At 72.0% G+C, this 16,962-nt stretch carries 20 protein-coding genes; 16 read left to right on the top strand and 4 right to left on the bottom strand.

The genetic code is table 11. The features are described 5' to 3' along the window. The first annotated feature begins 19 nt into the window (after positions 1-19). The 5 genes from DK412_RS17300 (at position 20) to DK412_RS17280 (ending at position 3,497) form a co-directional block, all read left to right on the top strand. Complete coding sequence (locus DK412_RS17300) at positions 20-634, top strand: LysE family translocator (protein WP_109972955.1); 615 nt, start codon at positions 20-22, stop codon at positions 632-634. Between the two features lie 74 nt (positions 635-708). Further along, complete coding sequence (locus DK412_RS17295; RefSeq protein WP_109972954.1) at positions 709-1,392, top strand: YafY family protein; 684 nt, start codon at positions 709-711, stop codon at positions 1,390-1,392. A 72-nt stretch (positions 1,393-1,464) separates the two neighbouring features. Next, a complete protein-coding gene (locus DK412_RS17290; RefSeq protein WP_109972953.1) occupies positions 1,465-1,830 on the top strand; it encodes a VOC family protein in 366 nt (121 codons plus the stop codon). Positions 1,831-1,929: 99 nt separating this feature from the next. Continuing rightward, positions 1,930-2,490 (top strand): isochorismatase family protein, encoded by a 561-nt coding sequence (locus tag DK412_RS17285; RefSeq protein ID WP_109972952.1) that lies wholly within the window; start codon positions 1,930-1,932, stop codon positions 2,488-2,490. Continuing rightward, on the top strand, positions 2,487-3,497 hold the full coding sequence (locus tag DK412_RS17280; protein ID WP_109972951.1) for a helix-turn-helix domain-containing protein: 1,011 nt from the start codon (positions 2,487-2,489) through the stop codon (positions 3,495-3,497). The genes DK412_RS17285 and DK412_RS17280 overlap by 4 nt, the downstream gene beginning before the upstream one ends. A 3-nt stretch (positions 3,498-3,500) precedes the next feature. Here the strand turns inward: DK412_RS17280 and DK412_RS17275 are convergent, their stop codons facing one another. Next, complete coding sequence (locus DK412_RS17275) at positions 3,501-3,935, bottom strand: tellurite resistance TerB family protein (RefSeq protein WP_109972950.1); 435 nt, start codon at positions 3,933-3,935, stop codon at positions 3,501-3,503. Positions 3,936-4,047: 112 nt separating this feature from the next. Further along, a complete protein-coding gene (locus DK412_RS17270; protein ID WP_109972949.1) occupies positions 4,048-4,872 on the bottom strand; it encodes a formate/nitrite transporter family protein in 825 nt (274 codons plus the stop codon). A 152-nt stretch (positions 4,873-5,024) separates the two neighbouring features. Between DK412_RS17270 and DK412_RS17265 the strand changes: the two genes are divergently transcribed. Beyond that, complete coding sequence (locus DK412_RS17265) at positions 5,025-6,299, top strand: alpha-hydroxy acid oxidase (protein ID WP_162596232.1); 1,275 nt, start codon at positions 5,025-5,027, stop codon at positions 6,297-6,299. A 255-nt stretch (positions 6,300-6,554) separates the two neighbouring features. Here DK412_RS17265 and DK412_RS17260 read toward each other — a convergent pair whose 3' ends face one another. Together DK412_RS17260 and DK412_RS17255 are read right to left on the bottom strand one after the other, a co-directional pair. Then, the gene (locus DK412_RS17260) at positions 6,555-7,541 is read right to left on the bottom strand and encodes a GNAT family N-acyltransferase (RefSeq protein WP_109972947.1); all 987 of its coding nucleotides are present in this window, start codon (positions 7,539-7,541) and stop codon (positions 6,555-6,557) included. Positions 7,542-7,718: 177 nt separating this feature from the next. Then, entirely contained in the window at positions 7,719-8,114 is a 396-nt protein-coding gene (locus tag DK412_RS17255) for a DUF2267 domain-containing protein (RefSeq protein WP_093571228.1), read from the bottom strand. A 273-nt stretch (positions 8,115-8,387) separates the two neighbouring features. Between DK412_RS17255 and rplU the strand changes: the two genes are divergently transcribed. The 10 genes from rplU (at position 8,388) to DK412_RS17205 (ending at position 16,799) form a co-directional block, all read left to right on the top strand. Further along, positions 8,388-8,705 carry a 50S ribosomal protein L21 gene (rplU, locus tag DK412_RS17250; protein WP_048436258.1) on the top strand — a complete coding sequence of 106 codons (318 nt, stop codon included), beginning with the start codon at positions 8,388-8,390 and terminating at the stop codon, positions 8,703-8,705. A 42-nt stretch (positions 8,706-8,747) separates the two neighbouring features. After that, the gene (rpmA, locus tag DK412_RS17245; protein ID WP_109972946.1) at positions 8,748-9,029 is read left to right on the top strand and encodes a 50S ribosomal protein L27; all 282 of its coding nucleotides are present in this window, start codon (positions 8,748-8,750) and stop codon (positions 9,027-9,029) included. A 193-nt stretch (positions 9,030-9,222) separates the two neighbouring features. Continuing rightward, entirely contained in the window at positions 9,223-9,855 is a 633-nt protein-coding gene (locus DK412_RS17240; RefSeq protein ID WP_109972945.1) for a GNAT family N-acetyltransferase, read from the top strand. Positions 9,856-9,920: 65 nt separating this feature from the next. Then, on the top strand, positions 9,921-10,949 hold the full coding sequence (gene obgE / locus DK412_RS17235; RefSeq protein WP_109972944.1) for a GTPase ObgE: 1,029 nt from the start codon (positions 9,921-9,923) through the stop codon (positions 10,947-10,949). 48 nt (positions 10,950-10,997) lie between these two features. Further along, complete coding sequence (locus DK412_RS17230; protein ID WP_109972943.1) at positions 10,998-11,282, top strand: type II toxin-antitoxin system VapB family antitoxin; 285 nt, start codon at positions 10,998-11,000, stop codon at positions 11,280-11,282. Beyond that, on the top strand, positions 11,279-11,683 hold the full coding sequence (locus DK412_RS17225; protein WP_109972942.1) for a type II toxin-antitoxin system VapC family toxin: 405 nt from the start codon (positions 11,279-11,281) through the stop codon (positions 11,681-11,683). Before DK412_RS17230 ends, DK412_RS17225 begins: the two co-directional genes overlap by 4 nt. 103 nt (positions 11,684-11,786) lie before the next feature. Further along, positions 11,787-12,044: a hypothetical protein gene (locus DK412_RS17220; RefSeq protein ID WP_109972941.1), complete on the top strand. Its 258-nt coding sequence runs from the start codon at positions 11,787-11,789 to the stop codon at positions 12,042-12,044. Positions 12,045-12,084: 40 nt separating this feature from the next. Next, positions 12,085-13,236: a glutamate 5-kinase gene (proB, locus tag DK412_RS17215; RefSeq protein WP_109972940.1), complete on the top strand. Its 1,152-nt coding sequence runs from the start codon at positions 12,085-12,087 to the stop codon at positions 13,234-13,236. A gap of 73 nt (positions 13,237-13,309) precedes the next feature. Then, entirely contained in the window at positions 13,310-14,020 is a 711-nt protein-coding gene (locus DK412_RS17210; RefSeq protein WP_109972939.1) for a hypothetical protein, read from the top strand. Positions 14,021-14,456: 436 nt separating this feature from the next. Beyond that, complete coding sequence (locus DK412_RS17205) at positions 14,457-16,799, top strand: DUF3772 domain-containing protein (protein ID WP_109972938.1); 2,343 nt, start codon at positions 14,457-14,459, stop codon at positions 16,797-16,799. Positions 16,800-16,962 lie beyond the last annotated feature (163 nt).

Here is a 16,962-nt window from a genome sequence, read left to right as displayed (position 1 = left end):
TCTCGCATAGGCGCGTATGATGGACCTCACGACCCTCCTCGCCTTCGCGGCCGCCTTCCTGGTCTTCGCCGCAAGCCCCGGGCCCGACAACATGACCATCGTCGCCCGCACGCTGTCGCACGGACCGGCCGCCGGCCTCGCCTACGGGTTCGGCATGGTGGTCGGCATCCTGGCGGTCCTCGCCCTCGCCGCCAGCGGGCTCGCGGTCGTGGCGCAGGAGATGGGGCTGGTCATGACGGTCCTGCGCCACCTCGGTGCCGCCTACCTGATCTTTGCCGGGATCCGCCTCTGGATCGCGGAGCCGGTGCTGCCGGCGGAGCGGGTGGGCGGCCCACGGCCTGGCCTGGCGGAGAGCGTCCTCACCGGACTCGCCCTGAACCTCGGCAACCCGAAGATGCCGCTGTTCTACCTCGCCCTGCTGCCGAACGTGGTCGGCGCCGCCCTCGCTCCGTCGCAGGTCGGGATTCTCGCCGGCGTGATCCTAGCGGTCGAGGTCCTGGTGATCGGCGGCCACGTCGTGCTGGCCGGCCGGCTGCGCCGCGCCTTGCGCACCCGCGCGGCCGTCCGGCGGGCGAACCGGGTTGCCGGCGGGGTCATGGTCGGGGCCGGGGTGGCGGTGGTCGCGGCGCGCTGACGCGGCGGGGCCTTCCGCTCCGGGACCCGGTCTGCGACGAGACGGCCTTCGATCCGTCGCGAGCCGCCCTGACGATGTCCCGTGCCGAACGCCTGCTCGACCTCATCCAGGTGCTGCGCCGTCACCGCAACCCGGTGAGCGGCCGGCAGCTCGCGGAGATGTTGGGCGTCAGCCTGCGCACCCTCTACCGCGACATCGCCAGCCTTCAGGCGCAGGGAGCGCCAGTCGAGGGCGAGCCGGGCCTCGGCTACGTCCTGCGCCCCGGCTACATCCTGCCGCCGCTGATGTTCCGCGAGGAGGAGATCGAGGCCCTGGTCCTCGGCATGCGCTGGGTGGCGGGGCGGGCCGACACGCCCCTCGCGGCGGCCGCGGACGACGCGCTGGCGAAGATCGCCGCGGTCCTGCCGCCGGACCTGCGCGACCGGCTCGACGCCTCGACCCTGATGGTCGGCCCCGCCGAGGCGGCGCCGGAGCGCGTCGACCTCGCGTCCCTGCGCGGCGCCATCCGGTCGCAGCACAAGGTGGCGATCCGCTACCGCGACGCCGGCGGGGCGGAATCCGAGCGGGTGGTCTGGCCCTTTGCCCTCGGCTTCTTCGAGCGGGTGCGGGTCGTCGTCGCCTGGTGCGAGGCGCGGGACGATTTCCGCCATTTCCGCACCGACCGGATCGAGACCCTGGCCCTCACCGGGGAGCGCTATGCCCGCTCCCGCCACGCCCTGCTGCGGGAGTGGCGCACCCTCCAGGGCATCGTCCCCTGATCGCTGCTGCCGGAATCTGTCAGCGGGGCCGCGTAGATCCCGGGGGCACCGCACCAGACCGGAGCCCCCACGATGCTTCAGCCGACCTACACCCTCCTCTACGTCGACAACCCCGAGGCGAGCGGCCGCTTCTATGCCGCCCTGCTCGGCCGCGCCCCGGTCGAGGCGGGCCCGACCTTCGTGCTGTTCGCCTTCGAGAACGGATTGAGGCTCGGCCTGTGGTCCCGCCACACCGTCGTGCCGGCCGCGGCGGCGGCCGGCGGCGGGACCGAGGTCGCCGTCACCGTCGCGGACGACGCCGCCCTCGCGGCGGTGCATGCCGACTGGGCGGCCCGCGGCCTGACGATCCTCCAGGCGCCGACCGAGATGGATTTCGGCCGCACCTTCGTCGCCCTCGATCCCGACGGACACCGCCTGCGCGTCTTCCGGCCCGGCTAGACCTCTGTCCTTTTTCGTCCGCTTCCGGTCCGGACGCGGCCTTTCGGACTCGGGGGCGGGGCCTATCCTGGCGCCGTCCCACCCGCTAAGGATCGAGCCATGCCGGACACCGCCCTCCTCGTCATCGACGTCCAGGAATCCTTCCGCCACCGTCCCTACTGGGACGAGGCGGATTTGCCCCGCTTCCTCGACCGGACACAGGCCCTGATCGACGGCGCCGTGGCGCGAAACGTCCCCGTGCTGCAGGTCTTCCACGTCGAGGAGCAGGGGCCGTTCTCCCTCGCCTCCGGCCATGTCCGCACGCTCGAGCCCCTGCGGCTGACCCCCAACGCGGTGTTCCACAAGCGGCGCCACAGCGCGCTGGTCGGCAGCGGCCTCGAGGTCTGGCTGAACCAGCATGGCATCCGCCGGCTGATCGTCAGCGGCATCCGCACCGAGCAGTGCTGCGAGACCACCACCCGCCACGCCTCCGACCTCGGCTACGCGGTCGATTACGTCGCGGAGGCGACCCTGACCTTCGCGATGACCGATGCCGCCGGGCGGCGCTGGAGCGCCAACGAGATCCGGGCCCGCACCGAGCTGGTGCTGGCCGGGCGCTTCGCCCGCATCGCCACCGTCGACGAGGCCTTGGACGGGCCGGCCTCGCGCCTCGCCGCATGAGCACGACGGCGGACAACTCGGCCGCCTCGCAGGCCATCCTGCCGGTCTTCGTGGTGTGTCCGCCGCGCACCCTGCTCCTCGACGCGGCCGGGCCCGTCGAGGTGTTGCGCAAGGCCAACCTGCTCCAGGACCGGGTGCAGTTCCGCGTCAGCCATGTCGGGCCGTGCGCGGAAGTCACGAGCTCGACCGGACTCGGGATCGCGGGCCTTCGGCCCCTGCCCGCGCCGCTGCCGGAGGGGGCGACCGTGGTGCTCGCCGGCACGGCGGAGCGGGTCCTCGACGATCCCTCGCTTCCCGGCGACCATGAGCGCGCCGCCGAGGCGGCGATCGTCGCCTGGCTGCGGGAGACGATCAGGCCGGGCCACCGCCTGGTCTCGATCTGCTCCGGGGCCCTGCTGGCCGCCCGGGCCGGGCTCCTCGACGGGCATGCCTGCACCACCCATCACGCGGCCTGCGCCGAACTCGCGGCGCTCGCTCCCGAAGCCCGGGTGCTGGAGGACCGGCTGTTCGTCGAGGACCGCGAGCGGCTGACCAGCGCCGGCATCACCGCCGGCATCGACCTGATGCTGCACCTCGTCGCGCGCCTCGTCGATCCGGCCTGCGCGGCGGCGGTGGCGCGCTACCTCGTGGTCTACTTGCGCCGGGCCGGCAACGACCCGCAGCTCTCGCCCTGGCTCGACGGGCGCAACCACCTCCACCCGGCGATCCACCGGGTGCAGGATGCGGTGAGCGCCGATCCGGCCCGGGCCTGGAGCCTGGAGGCGCTCGCCGACATCGCCGCCACCAGCCCGCGCCACCTCTCGCGACTGTTCAACCGTCATGCGGGAATGAGCCTGCCGAGCTACATCAACGGCTTGCGGGTGGCACTGGCCCGCGACCTCCTGGCCCAGACCCGCCTCGACATGGAGCGGGTGGCCGAGCGGGCGGGCTTCGCCTCGCCGCGCCAGCTCCGCCGGGCCTGGGGCCGCCTGCACGACCGCCCGCCGAGCGCGCTGAGGGAGGGTTGACGTTCAGGCGAGCAGCGCGTCCCGGTCGAGCCCGAGCGCGCCGGCCACCTCGGTCAGGGCCCGGTGCTCGGACGGGCTGATGCCCTCGAAATCGGCGACGTCGGCGGCGATGAGGAAGACGCTCTGGCGCTGCTCCGCCGGGCGCTCGGCCAGAGCCTCGATGAAATGCATGTTCTGCATCCGCCCGGCCCGGGTGCGGGCGCGGCCGATCGCGTCGTAGAGCTCCTCCTCCAGCATCAGGCTGTCGTAGCCCTTCTCGAGGATCGGATCGGCCAGCATGCCCTTGAGCGCCGCCTCGAACTCCGCCCCCGCGACCTCGCCGTCCGCCACGATCACGTTGGCGCAGGCCGACACCGCGGCCCGCATCAGCGGGGCGTCGCCCGCATAGGCCGTCACCGTCTGCTTGAACCGGCCGAAGGCCGCCTGAACGAGGCTCATCGGTCTCCCTTTTCTCGTCGATCCGTCGCGCCCTGCTTAGCAAGCGCGGGGAGACGAGAAAATCGGCAGCCTGCCGCAGCGCAGCACGAACCTCTCACAGTTCCTGCCGCACTCACAGTTCCTGTCGGACTTGGGCGTGGGCCAACAGCGCGAACAGGCCGGTACCGCCGACGACGTTGCCGACCAGCGCCGGCAGGATCATCCCGCCGAGCACGTGCCCGGGGCCGGCCTCGCCAGAGACGAGCAGCAGGAACGCCTCCGCCGCGCCCGCCACCACGTGGGTGAAGTCGCCGAGCACGATCGCGAAGGTGAGGGTGAAGACGATCCAGAATTCGCTCCCGCCCGACGCCGCCCGCAACCACGCCACGGTGGCGATCAGGAAGCCGGCCGGGATGCCCTGGAGCAGCATCTCCGACGGCGTCTTGTGCATCAGGCTCTCGCGCGACACCGCCAGCATCGCGTCGAGGAGGCCCGGGCTCACCAGGTGGCCATGGGCGTTGAGCGCCGCCGCGGCGCCGGTGCCGACGAGGTTGCCCAGCAGCACGATCCCCCACAGCCGCGCGGTCGCCGCGAGCGCCCGCCGGCTCGGCCGGGTGACGAGGGGCAGCACGGTGACGATCGTCTGCTCGGTGAAGAGCTGCAGCCGCCCCAGGATCACGATCAGGAAGCCGAGCGGATAGCCGAGCTGCGAGACCAGGGTGCGGGCCGCCATGTCGGGCGGCAGCTTGTGGTGCAGCGCGCCCTGCGCGATCACCGAGGCCGTGATGGCGATGCCGGCCGCGACGCCGGACCAGAACAGGGAGCCGGCCGGGCGCTCCAGTTCCTCCTCGCCCTGCTTGCGCACCGCCTCGTGGACGACCGTGGCGCGGGGCGCCGAGCGGTCCTCGATCTCGCCGCGCTCCGCCTCGTCCTGGTCCGCCTCGTCCTGGTCCGCCATGTGATGCCGCGCCGCACGCCGAGGGTTGATGGAGCGGGTTCGACGCGCGGCCTCTGCCCCGGTTCCGCGCCCCTCCCCGCCGGTTGCGGGCGGCCGGGCGCCGGTGCTACCCGTCGGGTGACCGGATCGAAGAACCGGAGGGGGAGGCAAGCGTGGATGCAGACGAGCGCGGCCCGGGGCGGGCCCTCGCCCCTCGGCCGTCCTCCGCCCCGACGCCGCCGCGCGCGCCGGCCCAGGCGGCCCAGGCGACCCCCGCCGCCCCGACCCGCCTGACCGCCCGGCTGCAGCGGGCCTTCGCCATCGCGGACCTGCGCGACCAGGCCGCCCGGCGGCTGCCGAAGGCGGTGTTCGACTTCATCGACGGCGGCGCCGAGGACGAGCGGACCCTGCGCGACAATGTCGAGGCCTTCGATTCCTGGATGCTGATGCCGCGGGTCGGCGTCGATGTCGGTACCCGCGACCTCTCCCGGTCTATCCTGGGCGCCCCGTCGTCCCTGCCGATCATGATGGCCCCGACCGGCCTCGCCGGCTTCTTCTGGCCCGACGGCGAGGTGGCGGGGGCGCAGGCCGCCGCCCGGGCCGGCATTCCCTACTGCCTGTCGACCAACTCCGTCGGCTCGATCGAGCACGTGGCGCAAGGAGCGCCCGAGGGCGAGCGCTGGTTCCAGCTCTACTTCCTGCGCGACCGGGACTGGATGCAGGCGCTGCTGCGCCGGGCCGCCGCGTCGCGCTACCGGGTCCTGTGCCTCACCGTCGACCTCGCGGTGCAGGGACGGCGCGAACGCGACCTGCGCAACGCCTTCACCATGCCGCTGCGGCCGCGCCTCTCCACCGCCCTCGACCTCGCCCGCCGCCCGGCCTGGCTCGCCGGCGCCGCCCGGTCGCGGCTGGGCTTCGGCAACTTCCAGGTGGCGGGCAGCGGCTTCACCAGCGTGGCGCAGCACGTCGCCTCGCTGTTCGACCCCTCGGCGAACTGGGACGACATCGCCCGCATCCGCGACCAGTGGCGCGGCCCGATGGCGCTGAAGGGCCTCCTGCACCCGGCCGACGCCGAGCGAGCGGTGGCGCTCGGGATCGAGGCGGTGATCGTCTCGAACCACGGCGGCCGCCAGCTCGACGACGTGCCGGCGGCGATCGCCGCGCTCCCCGACGTGGCCGACGCGGTGGGAGCCCGCGCCGAGATCATCCTCGACGGCGGCGTGCGCCGCGGCACCGACGTAATCAAGGCGCTGGCGCTCGGCGCCACGGCCTGCAGCCTGGGGCGGCCGTTCCTGTGGGGCCTGTCGGCCGGCGGGTCCGAAGGCGTCTCCCGGGCGATCGAGATTTTTCGGAGCGAACTCGACAACGCCATGACGCTGCTCGGCACGCCGACCCTCGACGCGATCACGCGGGATCACCTGCGGGCGCGGCGGGGTGGCGGGTGGTGAGGGAGACGCCGTACTCCCACGACCATTCCCGAGACAGTCCGGCGTCTCGCGTTTCTCCTCCTGACGATCCCATCTACGACCTCATCCTGAGGTGCCGGAGCGCAGCGGAGGCCTCGAAGGAGGCCTCCAGGGATCACAGAAATTTCTGGAGGCCTCCTTCGAGGCCGACCGATCTTCGATCGGCCGGCACCTCAGGATGAGGTTGTGAGTGAGATAAGGTAAGAGCGGCCGGCAGGCCGCGACGGAGCAAGCCCTTTACGCCGCGTGCCGCCCCGCCTCCGCTCCGAAATGCCCGATATAGCGCTTGGCGATGGCGTCCACCGGCAGCACCACGAACACGTCGGTGGTGCCGAACTGGCGATCGACCACCGCGCCGTCGCCGAAGGTGGCGCCGACCCGGAGATACCCCTTGATCAGCGGCGGCAGGGCCTGGAGGGCGGCCTTGGGGTCGATCGCCTCGCGGCTGAGGCGGTCCATGGCGACGTGGCGGCCCGGCAGCGCCCGGGCGCGCCAGCCCTCGGGGGCGCGGGCGAAGTGGTGCAGGAAGCTCAAGGGCAGGGCCAGGCGCTCGGGGTCGGTGCCCTCCAGGCTGGCGCAGCCGAGCATCGCGTCGATGCGGTGATGCAGCACGTAGGTCCAGATGCCGTGCCAGAGCAGCTCGACGGTGCGCTTGGTGCGGTAGGGCTTGAGCACGCAGGAGCGGCCGAGCTCCAGCACCCGCTTGCCGGCATTGGCCTCCAGCACCGGGCCGAGATCGTATTCGCCGGCAGTGTAGAAGCCGAAATGCCGGTCGGCCTGCTCCTGGCGCAGCAGCCGGTAGGTGCCGACGACCCGGGGTTTCGACTTGCGGAAGGGCTTTTGTTCCTGCGCGGCGTGGTCGATCACCAGGAGGTGGTCGCAGACCGCGTCGTATTCGTCGGCGTCGCGGCGCTTGAGCATCGCCATGCCGGTCGGGATCGCCGCCATCTCCTCGTAGAACACCCGGTAGCGCAGGCGCTGGGCCCGCTTGACCTCCTTCGGAGTGGTCGCGAGGCGCACTTCGAGGGAGCCGATGCGGCCGAGCACCGGGTCGAGGCCGGGCGTCTCGAAGTGCTTCAGGCGGGGGAAGATCCGCGCGGGCTGGGCCAGTCCCTTGAGGTGGATGCCGCCCTCCGCGGCCCGGCCGATGAGGCGCGCGAGGGGAATGCCGGGCGGAGCATGGCGGCCGTCGCCGGCCGGGCCGCGGGTGAGGAACGGAACCATGATCGAGGCATCCCGTGCGGCGCCGACCGATCCGGCGCCAAGAGTCCGGCGCCGGGCGGGCTTGAGCGCCCTGCGCGGCGACAAGACACCACGAAACCCCGCACGGGAATATGACAGGGGTTTACGAAGTCCGTGAACCAGTTGGCGGGGCGGTGCCGCCCCGCCGCCAAAAACCCGTCAGACGAACTGGTTCAGGCCCGGGATCGAGCCGACGATCGGCCCCATCACGTCCTCGCCGGCCTTCTCGCGGCCATAGGCGAACAGCTCGCGGCCGAGCGGCTGCATCTGGCCCATCGGCACGCCGGCCGACATCAGCTTCTGGCCGAGCGCCATCACGCCGCCGCCCATCATGCCGCCGAGCATGCCCATCAGGCCGCCGCCGCCCTCGCCGGGGCCGCCGTCGCCCGATTGGGCGATCGCCGCGTCGGCGCCCGGCATGGCGGCGATCAACTTGTTGACCTCCTCGGCCGGGCCCTCCTTCTGCAGGAAGGCCAGGATGAGCCCGATCGCCTTCTGGGCCGTGGTCGCGTCGAGTCCCGTGGCCTGCGTCACCCGGGCAACAAGCTCTTCCATCGTGGTCTCCCGCTCCTCCGGCTCAAGCCGTCCGGCCCGCCGCCGGGCGGTCTTCGGCGAAGGAGGACGGGAAATCAAGGCGGGGCGGCGAAACCGGGGGCGATGCCGTTGACAGGCGGCGCGCGCACCCGTAACGGTGCCATCTGGCGCGCGGGCTGCACGGTCCGCGCGCCGTCGCGTTCGCGATGGTCTGATCCAGACCCCCGAGCGTCAATTGTCAAAAAGACGACCCCGGCAGGGTGCCGGAGGCCGGATGGAACACGGACGAGAACGATGTTCGCAGTGATCAAGACCGGCGGCAAGCAGTACCGCGTCGCCGCCAACGACGTCATCACGATCGAGAAGCTCGAGGGCGAGGCCGGCACCGCGGTCACCTTCGGCGAAGTGCTGCTGTTCACCGACGGCGCCGGCGCGACCCAGGTCGGCGCCCCGCTGGTGTCGGGCGTCAGCGTCGCCGGCGAGATCGTGAAGCAGGCCCGCGGCCCGAAGGTCATCGCCTTCAAGAAGCGCCGCCGCCAGAACTCGCGCCGCAAGCGCGGTCACCGCCAGGACCTCACCGTGGTCCGCGTCACGGGCATCAGCGCCGCGTAAGCTGGCCGCGAGCCCTTTTTCCAGAATTCAGGAGTTAGCCCCATGGCTCACAAGAAGGCAGGCGGTTCGTCCCGCAACGGTCGCGATTCGGCTGGTCGTCGTCTCGGCGTGAAGAAGTTCGGCAGCGAGTCCGTCATCGCCGGCAACATCATCGTGCGTCAGCGCGGCACCAAGTGGCATCCCGGCGTGAACGTCGGCATGGGCACCGACCACACCCTCTTCGCGCTCACCGACGGCCGCGTGCAATTTATCACCAAACGAGGCCGCGCCTTCGTAACGGTCGTCGCCAACGACGCCGCCCCGGCCCTGGAGGCCGCAGAGTAACCCGACGGAGCCAGTGACGAGGGAGCTCCGCCGGTGTCCCCACACCGACCCGGCGACTCCTGCTCATCTTAGGCCCGATACGGCCAAGCTCCGAGCGAGATCACGAGGGGAAGGTGGGGCAACCACCTTCCCTTTCGTCGTTCTCGCAACCGTGCCCGAGCGGGAGGCTCTGGGTTCGGATCGGAGTCAGGCGATGTTTCCCGACCTCACCCGCGACGATGTCTTCCGGCTCGAGACCCGGAGGCTGTGGCTGCGCTGGGCCCGTCAGGCCGACGCGCAAGCCCTCGTCCGTTTCGCCGGTGAGAAAGCCGTAGCCGGGATGACCGCGCGCATTCCGCATCCGCTCGATCCGCCGACCGTGGACAGGTTCATCCTCGAATCGCGGCAGGCCAATGCGGACGGGCGGGCACTCGTCATGGCGATCACGCCGCGGCGGCACCCGACCCAGGCGATCGGCATCGTCAGCATCGAGCCCGATCCGGACGGCGCGCCGCATCTCGGCTACTGGCTCGGCACGCCGCATTGGGGCCAGGGCCTCGCGACGGAAGCCGCGCGGGCGATGATCGACGCCTTCTTCGCCTATACGGAGGGGAGCGAGCTCACCTCGTCGGCCCGGGTCGTCAACCCGGCCTCGCGGCGGGTGCTGGAGAAGTGCGGCTTCGCCTCGGTCGGCTCCGGCCTGCAGGCCTTCCCGGCCCGCGGCGGCGTCTTCCCGGTCGACCGTTTCCGGCTCGACCGGCGGGCCTGGGACAGCCTGAAGACCTGGCACGCCGCCGGCCTCGTCTTCGAGCGTCACGACCGGCCGGAATGCCGGGCCGGCGCCTGATCTGATACAATCATTGCGGTCGGGGTCCCTCCCCGGCCGCCCCTGAGTCATTCTGGAGTGATCCCGTGAAGTTCCTCGACGAGGCCAAGGTCTACGTCCGCTCGGGAGACGGCGGCGCCGGCTGCGTCTCGTTCCGGCGGGAGAAGTTCATCGAGTTCGGCGGGCCCGACGGCGGCGATGGCGGCCGGGGCGGCGACGTCTGGATCGAGTGCGTCGAGGGGCTGAACACCCTGATCGACTACCGCTACCAGCAGCACTTCAAGGCGCGCAAGGGCGAGCACGGCTCGGGCCGCAACCGCGCGGGGGCCAAGGGCGAGGACGTGGTGCTGAAGGTGCCGGCCGGCACCGAGATCCTGTCCGAGGACCGCGAGACCCTGATCGCCGACATGACCACGGTCGGCCAGCGGGTGCGTCTCGCCAAGGGCGGCAATGGCGGCTTCGGCAACGCCTACTTCACCACCTCGACGAACCGCGCCCCGAAACACGCCAATCCGGGACTGGAAGGCCAGGAGCACTGGCTCTGGCTGCGCCTCAAGCTCATCGCCGATGCGGGCCTCGTCGGGCTGCCGAACGCCGGGAAGTCGACCTTCCTGGCGGCCGTCACGGCCGCGAAGCCCAAGATCGCCGACTACCCCTTCACCACCCTGCATCCGGGCCTCGGCGTGGTACGGGTCGACACCCGCGAATTCGTGCTCGCCGACATCCCGGGGCTGATCGAGGGCGCGCACGAGGGCATCGGCCTCGGCGACAAGTTCCTGGCCCATGTCGAGCGCTGCCGGGTGCTGCTCCACCTCGTCGAGGGCACGAGCGAGGATGCCGGCGCCGCCTACCGGCTGGTGCGCACCGAGCTCGAGGCTTACGGCCACGGCCTGGAGGAGAAGCCCGAGGTGGTCGCCCTCTCGAAGGCGGACGTCCTCGATCCCGAGACCCTGGCGCTCCAGGTCGAGCGGCTTGAGGCGGAGACCGGCCAGAAGCCGCTCGTCCTGTCCTCGGCGACGCGGCAGGGCGTGACCGAGGCCCTGCGCACCCTGATGGCGCGGATGGACGAGGCGGCGGCGGAGGCACCGGTGGAGCGGGCGGCCTGGCAGCCTTGAGGTTGACGCGCGTCACGCGGTAGCCTCCGCGCAGACGGGAGATGCCCCATGGCCGAGCCTCTGATCATCGACAGCAACGAGACGCTGCGGCTGGTCCGCCGTCTCGCGAAGCGTCTCGGGACAACCCCGGACGACGCCGTCGCGCAGGCGCTACGGGCCTATGACGAGACGTCGGCGGCGCGTGCCCTGATGGCTCCGCGGCAACCCCTTCGGGATCGGGAAGCCTTCATCGCCGACATCCTGGCGCACGGCGCGGCTGTCAGGGCCAAGCTGCCGCCGGGGACGAACTCCGATCACAGCGACCTCTACGACGAGGATGGCCTGCCGCGATGATCGCGGTCGATACGTCGGCGCTGCTCGCCATAGCCTTCGGCGAGCCGGAGGCGCAAACCTTTCTCGCCGCTTTGGCGCGGGAAGACTGTGTCTTGGGCACACCGACAGCCCTGGAAGCGCATATCGCCGTCGAGCGCCGCGGCGAGCCCGATGCGACAGCCATCCTGCGTGATCTCATGGTGCTCTCGAATCTTACACTCCTCCCTTTTACGGCAGCCCATACCTTCATCGCTCAACAGGCATTCGATCGGTACGGGAAAGGTCGCGGGCATCCCGCGTCCTTAAATTTCGGCGACTGCTTGTGCTACGCGATCGCCAAGCGTGACAATCTTCCTCTGTTGTTCAAGGGGAACGATTTAAGCAGGACGGACCTCGTGCCTGCCGTGAGCGTACGGCCATGAAAACCGCCCTCGACCAAGTTCGCGACCTCGTGAGGCTGGCTTCGGTTCTCTCGGTCGAGAGGATGGCAGAAGCGTAAGAACTCGGATCGCAACGGAGTGGCTGATGGCGAAGCGTCCTGTCATCGATTCCGCCGATATCGCCGAGCGGATGGCGGAGTGTCCTGAGACGACGTCCGACGGCGTCGCGCGCCCCTTGCACGAATCCGGCGCACATGCCGTCGCAACGGCGTTCCTCACTCCTGCCCAACGGGAGGAGTACGACGCCCTGCGCGTCCTCGTGAAGGACGTGGCCCGGTATCGGCTGCCGGGTGCCACCTCGGAGCATTCCGACTTCTACGACGAGAACGGTCTACCGGTATGATCGCCCTCGACACGCCCGCTCTCCCGTGACACTCGGCCCCATGCTCACGATTCCAGCGCCCCGCCCGCCCGAGACCCCCACCCTCGACCAGTTCCGCCGCGTCGTCCTGAAGGTCGGCTCGGCGCTCCTCGTCGACCGGGCGCGGGGGCGGCTGCGGCATGCCTGGCTAGCGGCTCTGGCCGAGGACATCGCCGACCTGCACGGCCGCGGCGTCGACGTGCTGGTGGTCTCCTCCGGGTCGATCGCGCTCGGGCGCACGGTGCTCAACTTCGCCCCGGGCCCCCTGCGGCTGGAGGAGAGCCAGGCCGCCGCGGCGGTGGGGCAGATCGCGCTCGCCCGGCACTGGTCGGAGGCGCTCGCCCATCACGGCATCGTCGCCGGCCAGATCCTGGTGACGCCGCAGGACACCGAGGAGCGCCGGCGCTACCTCAACGCGCGGGCCACCACGCTCAAGCTCCTGGAGGAGCGCGCCGTCCCGGTCGTCAACGAGAACGACACGGTGGCGACCTCGGAGATCCGCTACGGCGACAACGACCGCCTCGCCGCCCGCGTCGCCACGATGATCGGCGCCGACCTGCTGGTGCTGTTCTCCGACATCGACGGGCTCTACACCGCCCCGCCGGCGAGCGACCCGGGCGCCGAGCACCTGCCGGTGATCGCCCGGATCACCCCGGAGATCGACGCCATGGCGGGAGGGCCCGCCTCGGAACTGTCCCGCGGCGGCATGCGCACCAAGGTCGAGGCGGCCAAGATCGCGGTCGCGGGCGGCACCCACATGATGATCGCCGACGGGCGCCCGAAGAACCCGCTCAAGGCGGTGGCGGCGGGCGCGCGCTGCTCGTGGTTCCTCGCCGGCTCGACGCCGGGCGCGGCCCGCAAGACCTGGATCGCCGGTTCGCTGGAGCCGCGCGGCACCCTGACGATCGATGCCGGCGCGGCCCGCGCGCTCCAGGGCGGGGCGAGCCTACTGCCGGTCGGCGTGGTACGGGTCGAGGGCAGCTTCAGCCGCGGCGACGCGGTGACGATCCGGGCCCGCGACGGCGGGGTTCTCGGCCGCGGCCTCGTCGCCTACGACAGCGACGATGCCGGGCGCATCCTCGGACGGTCGAGCCGGGAGATCGAGGCGGTCTTAGGCTATCCGGGCCGGGCCGCCATGGTGCACCGGGACGACCTCGCCCTGGTGGGCGACTGACCCGCGGCCGGACGGTCCATCCCTTTTCAACGACGAGGCGCCCGCCCCTCCCCCGGCGGTGGAGAGACGAGCGATGCGGCGTTCCCCCGTGCCCGGCGCGGCGCTGGCGGCCTGGACCGAACTGGACACCGGCCCGATCCCCGGCGGCGGCTCCTTGAGGCTGGTGCGGCGCGACGACGAGTACCTGATCGTCGTCGAGGGCATGGAGCTGATGGGCAGCCATCGCAGCGGCTCGGAGCGCGACCTCGCGATCCTCGCCTGTGCGCAGTTGCGCGACCATCCGGCGCCGCGGGTGCTGATCGGCGGGCTCGGCATGGGCTTCACCCTGCGGGCGGCGCTCGCCGAGCTCGGGCCCGACGCCAAGGTGGTCGTCGCCGAGCTGGTGCCCTCGGTCCTGGCCTGGGCCCGCGGGCCGCTGGCGCACGTCTTCGGCGCCTGCCTCGACGACCCGCGGGTCGAGATCCGCGAGGGCGACGTCACCCGGGTGATCCAGTCCGGGCCGCAGGCCTGGGACGCGATCCTGCTCGACGTCGACAACGGCCCGCGCGGCCTGGTCAGCCGGGCCAACGACCGGCTCTACGATGTCTGGGGCTTGAAGCGGGCGCGCTGGGCCCTGCGCCCGGGGGGCCTGCTCGGAATCTGGTCCGGCTGCCCGGACCGGAAGTTCAAGGCCCGGCTCCAGCGCACCGGCTTCTCGGTCGTGGAGCACCGCCTCCGCTCCGAGCGCCCCGGGCGGACCCCGCACGTGGTCTGGATCGCGACGCGCCCGGCCGAGGGCGTGTGATATGATTTCCGATCAAACCACGAAGTAAAGATGAAGTGCGTCTCCCCTCTCCCGAGTGGGAGAGGGGTCGTGGGGATCGAAGATCCCGCGTGAGGGTGGCTCGGCCGCCGCAGTGATCCTGACCCGTCGAGCTGCGCAGCTCGACGTTTGTTGTCTTATTCGGACACCGAGCCACCCTCACCCCTACCCCTCTCGGGAGAGAGGATCCCGCGCTTTTCCGGTATCATAATAGATTCGGCGGATATCGCCGAGACGCGGAAGCACGGCAATCCTGCCGCACCCAGCGAGGGCCTTCGAAAACACTGACGCCCACCCCTCTTGTGCCTGCTTTCTCGTGCCTGCTTTCTCTTGCCGATCGGCACGGCCATGCTACGCACTCTGCGGCCAAGCTTCGCACGGCGCGGCGTCCCGGGCTGTCTTCCAAGTCTCCCCTCGCATGCCTCTTCCCGGTCTTCTCCGCGGCCTCCTGATCGCGCTGGCACTCCTGCTCGGGCTGGTCCTCCCGGCGTCGGCCCAGACCGACGACACCCGCCGCACCGAACTCACCACCGGGATCGCGGCGGCCCGGGCGGAGGCCGAGCGGCTGCAGGGCGACTTCAAGGGCCTGCTCGGCCTGCGCGACCGGGCCGAGGCCCTGATCGCCGTGGCCAAGGCCTTGCGGCGGGAGGCGGAGGCGGGTCGCAGCCGGCTCCAGGCGCAGCTCGCCGAGATCGGGCGCGCCGCGGTGCCGGAGGCCGCCGCCGCCGAGAAGCGGCAGGTCGAGGCCGAGCTGGCGCAGGTCGAGGCGCGGCTGCGGCAGGACGGTCAGAGCCTGCGGACCGCCGAAGACCTCCTGGCCCGCGCGACCGAGGCGCGGCGCGCGCTGTTCGCCCGGCGCCTGCTCGCCCCGAGCCCGAGCCCGCTCACCCCGGCCTTCTGGGGTGAGCTCCTCGACCGGGCCCTGCCACAGGTCGGCGAGCGGCTGGCGGACCTGCGGGCGCGGGCGGCGGAGACCGGCCTGGACGACGAGGAGATGCTCGGCGCGGCCTTGGTGCTGGTCCTCGGGCTGATCCTCTACGGGATCGCCCGCTCGGCGGGTCGGCGCCTGGCGCGGCGCTGGCGGCGCGTCTGCGAGCGGGCGGGCATCGGTCCGCGCCGGGCGGCGGCGGTCCACGCCATGATCGACCTCGTCGTCACGGTGGCCCCGGTGCCGGTGGCCCTCGGCCTCCTGATCCTGCTCAACGAGGACATGGACCTGTCGCCCGGCAGCGTCGATTCCCTCGCGGTGCGGCTGCTCGCGGCCATCGCCGGCGCGATCCTCGGCACCGGCATCCTGCGGGCGCTGGCGGCGCCGCACGATCCCGCCCTGCGGCTCCTGGCGGTCGGCGACCCGGCGGCCCGGACCATCCATCGCACCGGCACCGCGATGCTGCTGATCTACGCAGGATACCTCGTCCTCGCCGAGTTCGCCGTCATGGCGCGGTTCCGGCCGGCGATCGGCGAGGCCGCCACGATCCTCGCGGTGCTCGCCTGCTGCGCCCTCCTCGCCGGCGCCCTGGCGCGGCTCGCCCATGCCGAGCCTCCAAACGCGGAGCCCCCGGACGGGGCCGCGCTGGCGGCGATGCCGGCGGCCGCACCAGTCGGCTTCCTCGGGGCGCTAGGGCCCCTCGTCTGGGCGGTGACGGCGGCCGCCGTCGCCTGCGTGCTCCTCGGCCTCACGGCGCTCGGCGACTTCCTGGTCGGGCGCCTCCTCGTCACCGGGGTGCTGGTGGCCTTGGGCTGGATCGTGCTGATCTGCGTCGACGCGCTCTCGGTGGCGCCTGAGGACGTCGCCCGCTCGGCGCGGCTGTCGCGGCTGTGCCGCACCGTCTCGCTCCGGCCCGGAACGCTGGCGCTCGCCTCGATCGCGCTCTCGGGCCTGCTGCACGCCCTCGTCGTCGGCGCGATGGCGTTCGTGGTGATCGGCCCGTGGAGCCTCGCCCACGGCGAGCTGAACCCGTTCCAGGACGCCTTCCTCGGCACCACCGTGGCGGATCTGCGCGGCTGGCTCGGCGCCGCCGGCCTCGCGCTCCTGGCCTTCGGCGCCGGCCTGCTGGCGACCCGCCTCGCCACCGGGTGGCTCGACCGGCGCTTCCTGCCCCATACGCGGCTCGATGCCGGGGCGCGCTACTCGGTCATCACGGTGGTTGGCTCAGGCGGCCTCGCCCTGACGCTGGTGATGGCGCTCGGCCAGCTCGGGGTGAACCCGCAGAGCCTCACGGTGATCGCCGGCGCCCTCTCGGTCGGCATCGGCTTCGGCCTCCAGAGCATCGTGTCGAACTTCGTCTCGGGGCTGATCGTGCTCGCCGAGCGGCCGATCCGGGTCGGCGACCTCGTCACCGTCAAGGGCGAGGAGGGCCGGGTGAAGCGGATCAGCGTGCGCTCCACCCTGATCGCCACCGGCGACCGCACCGACCTCGTGGTGCCGAACACCGATCTCATCACCTCGATCGTCCGCAACAAGACCCTCACGGACGACACCCAGCGCCTGCGCGTGCCGCTGATCCTCGACAAGGAGACCGACGTCGAGGTGCTGCACGAGATCCTGCTGAAGGTGGCGGAGCGCCACCCCAACGTCGCGGCCCATCCGGCTCCGAGCGCCCTCCTGATGCGGATCGGCGAGCACGGCCTCGAAGTCGAGGTGCGCTGCTTCCTGGTCGATCTCGCGGCGAGCGACGCGACCCGCAGCGAACTCAACACGATCTGGCTGACGCTGTTTCGCCGCGCCGGCATCAAGCTCGGCGGGCCGCCGGCGGCCTGACGGGCGGCGGCTCAGGGCGCGACCGTCAGGGCGCCCCGAGGAGCGGCGCGCCCGCCGCCGCCGCGATGGCGAGAACGAGCGCCACGGCCAGCATCAGGGAAATCGCGCGCCCGCTCATCGGGCGCTCCCAAGCCAAGCGCTCCCAAACCGTCCGCGGCCACTG

This window comes from Methylobacterium sp. 17Sr1-1 (genome assembly GCF_003173775.1).
Lineage (GTDB): Bacteria > Pseudomonadota > Alphaproteobacteria > Rhizobiales > Beijerinckiaceae > Methylobacterium.
This window is presented reverse-complemented; position numbering and strand designations above follow the sequence as displayed.

Coding starts and splice junctions, on each gene's coding strand:
- DK412_RS17300 (WP_109972955.1), top strand. CDS start 20: ATGGACCTCACGACCCTCCTCGCCTTCGCGGCCGCCTTCCTGGTCTTC.
- DK412_RS17295 (WP_109972954.1), top strand. CDS start 709: ATGTCCCGTGCCGAACGCCTGCTCGACCTCATCCAGGTGCTGCGCCGT.
- DK412_RS17290 (WP_109972953.1), top strand. CDS start 1,465: ATGCTTCAGCCGACCTACACCCTCCTCTACGTCGACAACCCCGAGGCG.
- DK412_RS17285 (WP_109972952.1), top strand. CDS start 1,930: ATGCCGGACACCGCCCTCCTCGTCATCGACGTCCAGGAATCCTTCCGC.
- DK412_RS17280 (WP_109972951.1), top strand. CDS start 2,487: ATGAGCACGACGGCGGACAACTCGGCCGCCTCGCAGGCCATCCTGCCG.
- DK412_RS17275 (WP_109972950.1), bottom strand. CDS start 3,935: ATGAGCCTCGTTCAGGCGGCCTTCGGCCGGTTCAAGCAGACGGTGACG.
- DK412_RS17270 (WP_109972949.1), bottom strand. CDS start 4,872: ATGGCGGACCAGGACGAGGCGGACCAGGACGAGGCGGAGCGCGGCGAG.
- DK412_RS17260 (WP_109972947.1), bottom strand. CDS start 7,541: ATGGTTCCGTTCCTCACCCGCGGCCCGGCCGGCGACGGCCGCCATGCT.
- DK412_RS17255 (WP_093571228.1), bottom strand. CDS start 8,114: ATGGAAGAGCTTGTTGCCCGGGTGACGCAGGCCACGGGACTCGACGCG.
- rplU (WP_048436258.1), top strand. CDS start 8,388: ATGTTCGCAGTGATCAAGACCGGCGGCAAGCAGTACCGCGTCGCCGCC.
- rpmA (WP_109972946.1), top strand. CDS start 8,748: ATGGCTCACAAGAAGGCAGGCGGTTCGTCCCGCAACGGTCGCGATTCG.
- DK412_RS17240 (WP_109972945.1), top strand. CDS start 9,223: ATGTTTCCCGACCTCACCCGCGACGATGTCTTCCGGCTCGAGACCCGG.
- DK412_RS17230 (WP_109972943.1), top strand. CDS start 10,998: ATGGCCGAGCCTCTGATCATCGACAGCAACGAGACGCTGCGGCTGGTC.
- DK412_RS17225 (WP_109972942.1), top strand. CDS start 11,279: ATGATCGCGGTCGATACGTCGGCGCTGCTCGCCATAGCCTTCGGCGAG.
- DK412_RS17220 (WP_109972941.1), top strand. CDS start 11,787: ATGGCGAAGCGTCCTGTCATCGATTCCGCCGATATCGCCGAGCGGATG.
- proB (WP_109972940.1), top strand. CDS start 12,085: ATGCTCACGATTCCAGCGCCCCGCCCGCCCGAGACCCCCACCCTCGAC.
- DK412_RS17210 (WP_109972939.1), top strand. CDS start 13,310: ATGCGGCGTTCCCCCGTGCCCGGCGCGGCGCTGGCGGCCTGGACCGAA.
- DK412_RS17205 (WP_109972938.1), top strand. CDS start 14,457: ATGCCTCTTCCCGGTCTTCTCCGCGGCCTCCTGATCGCGCTGGCACTC.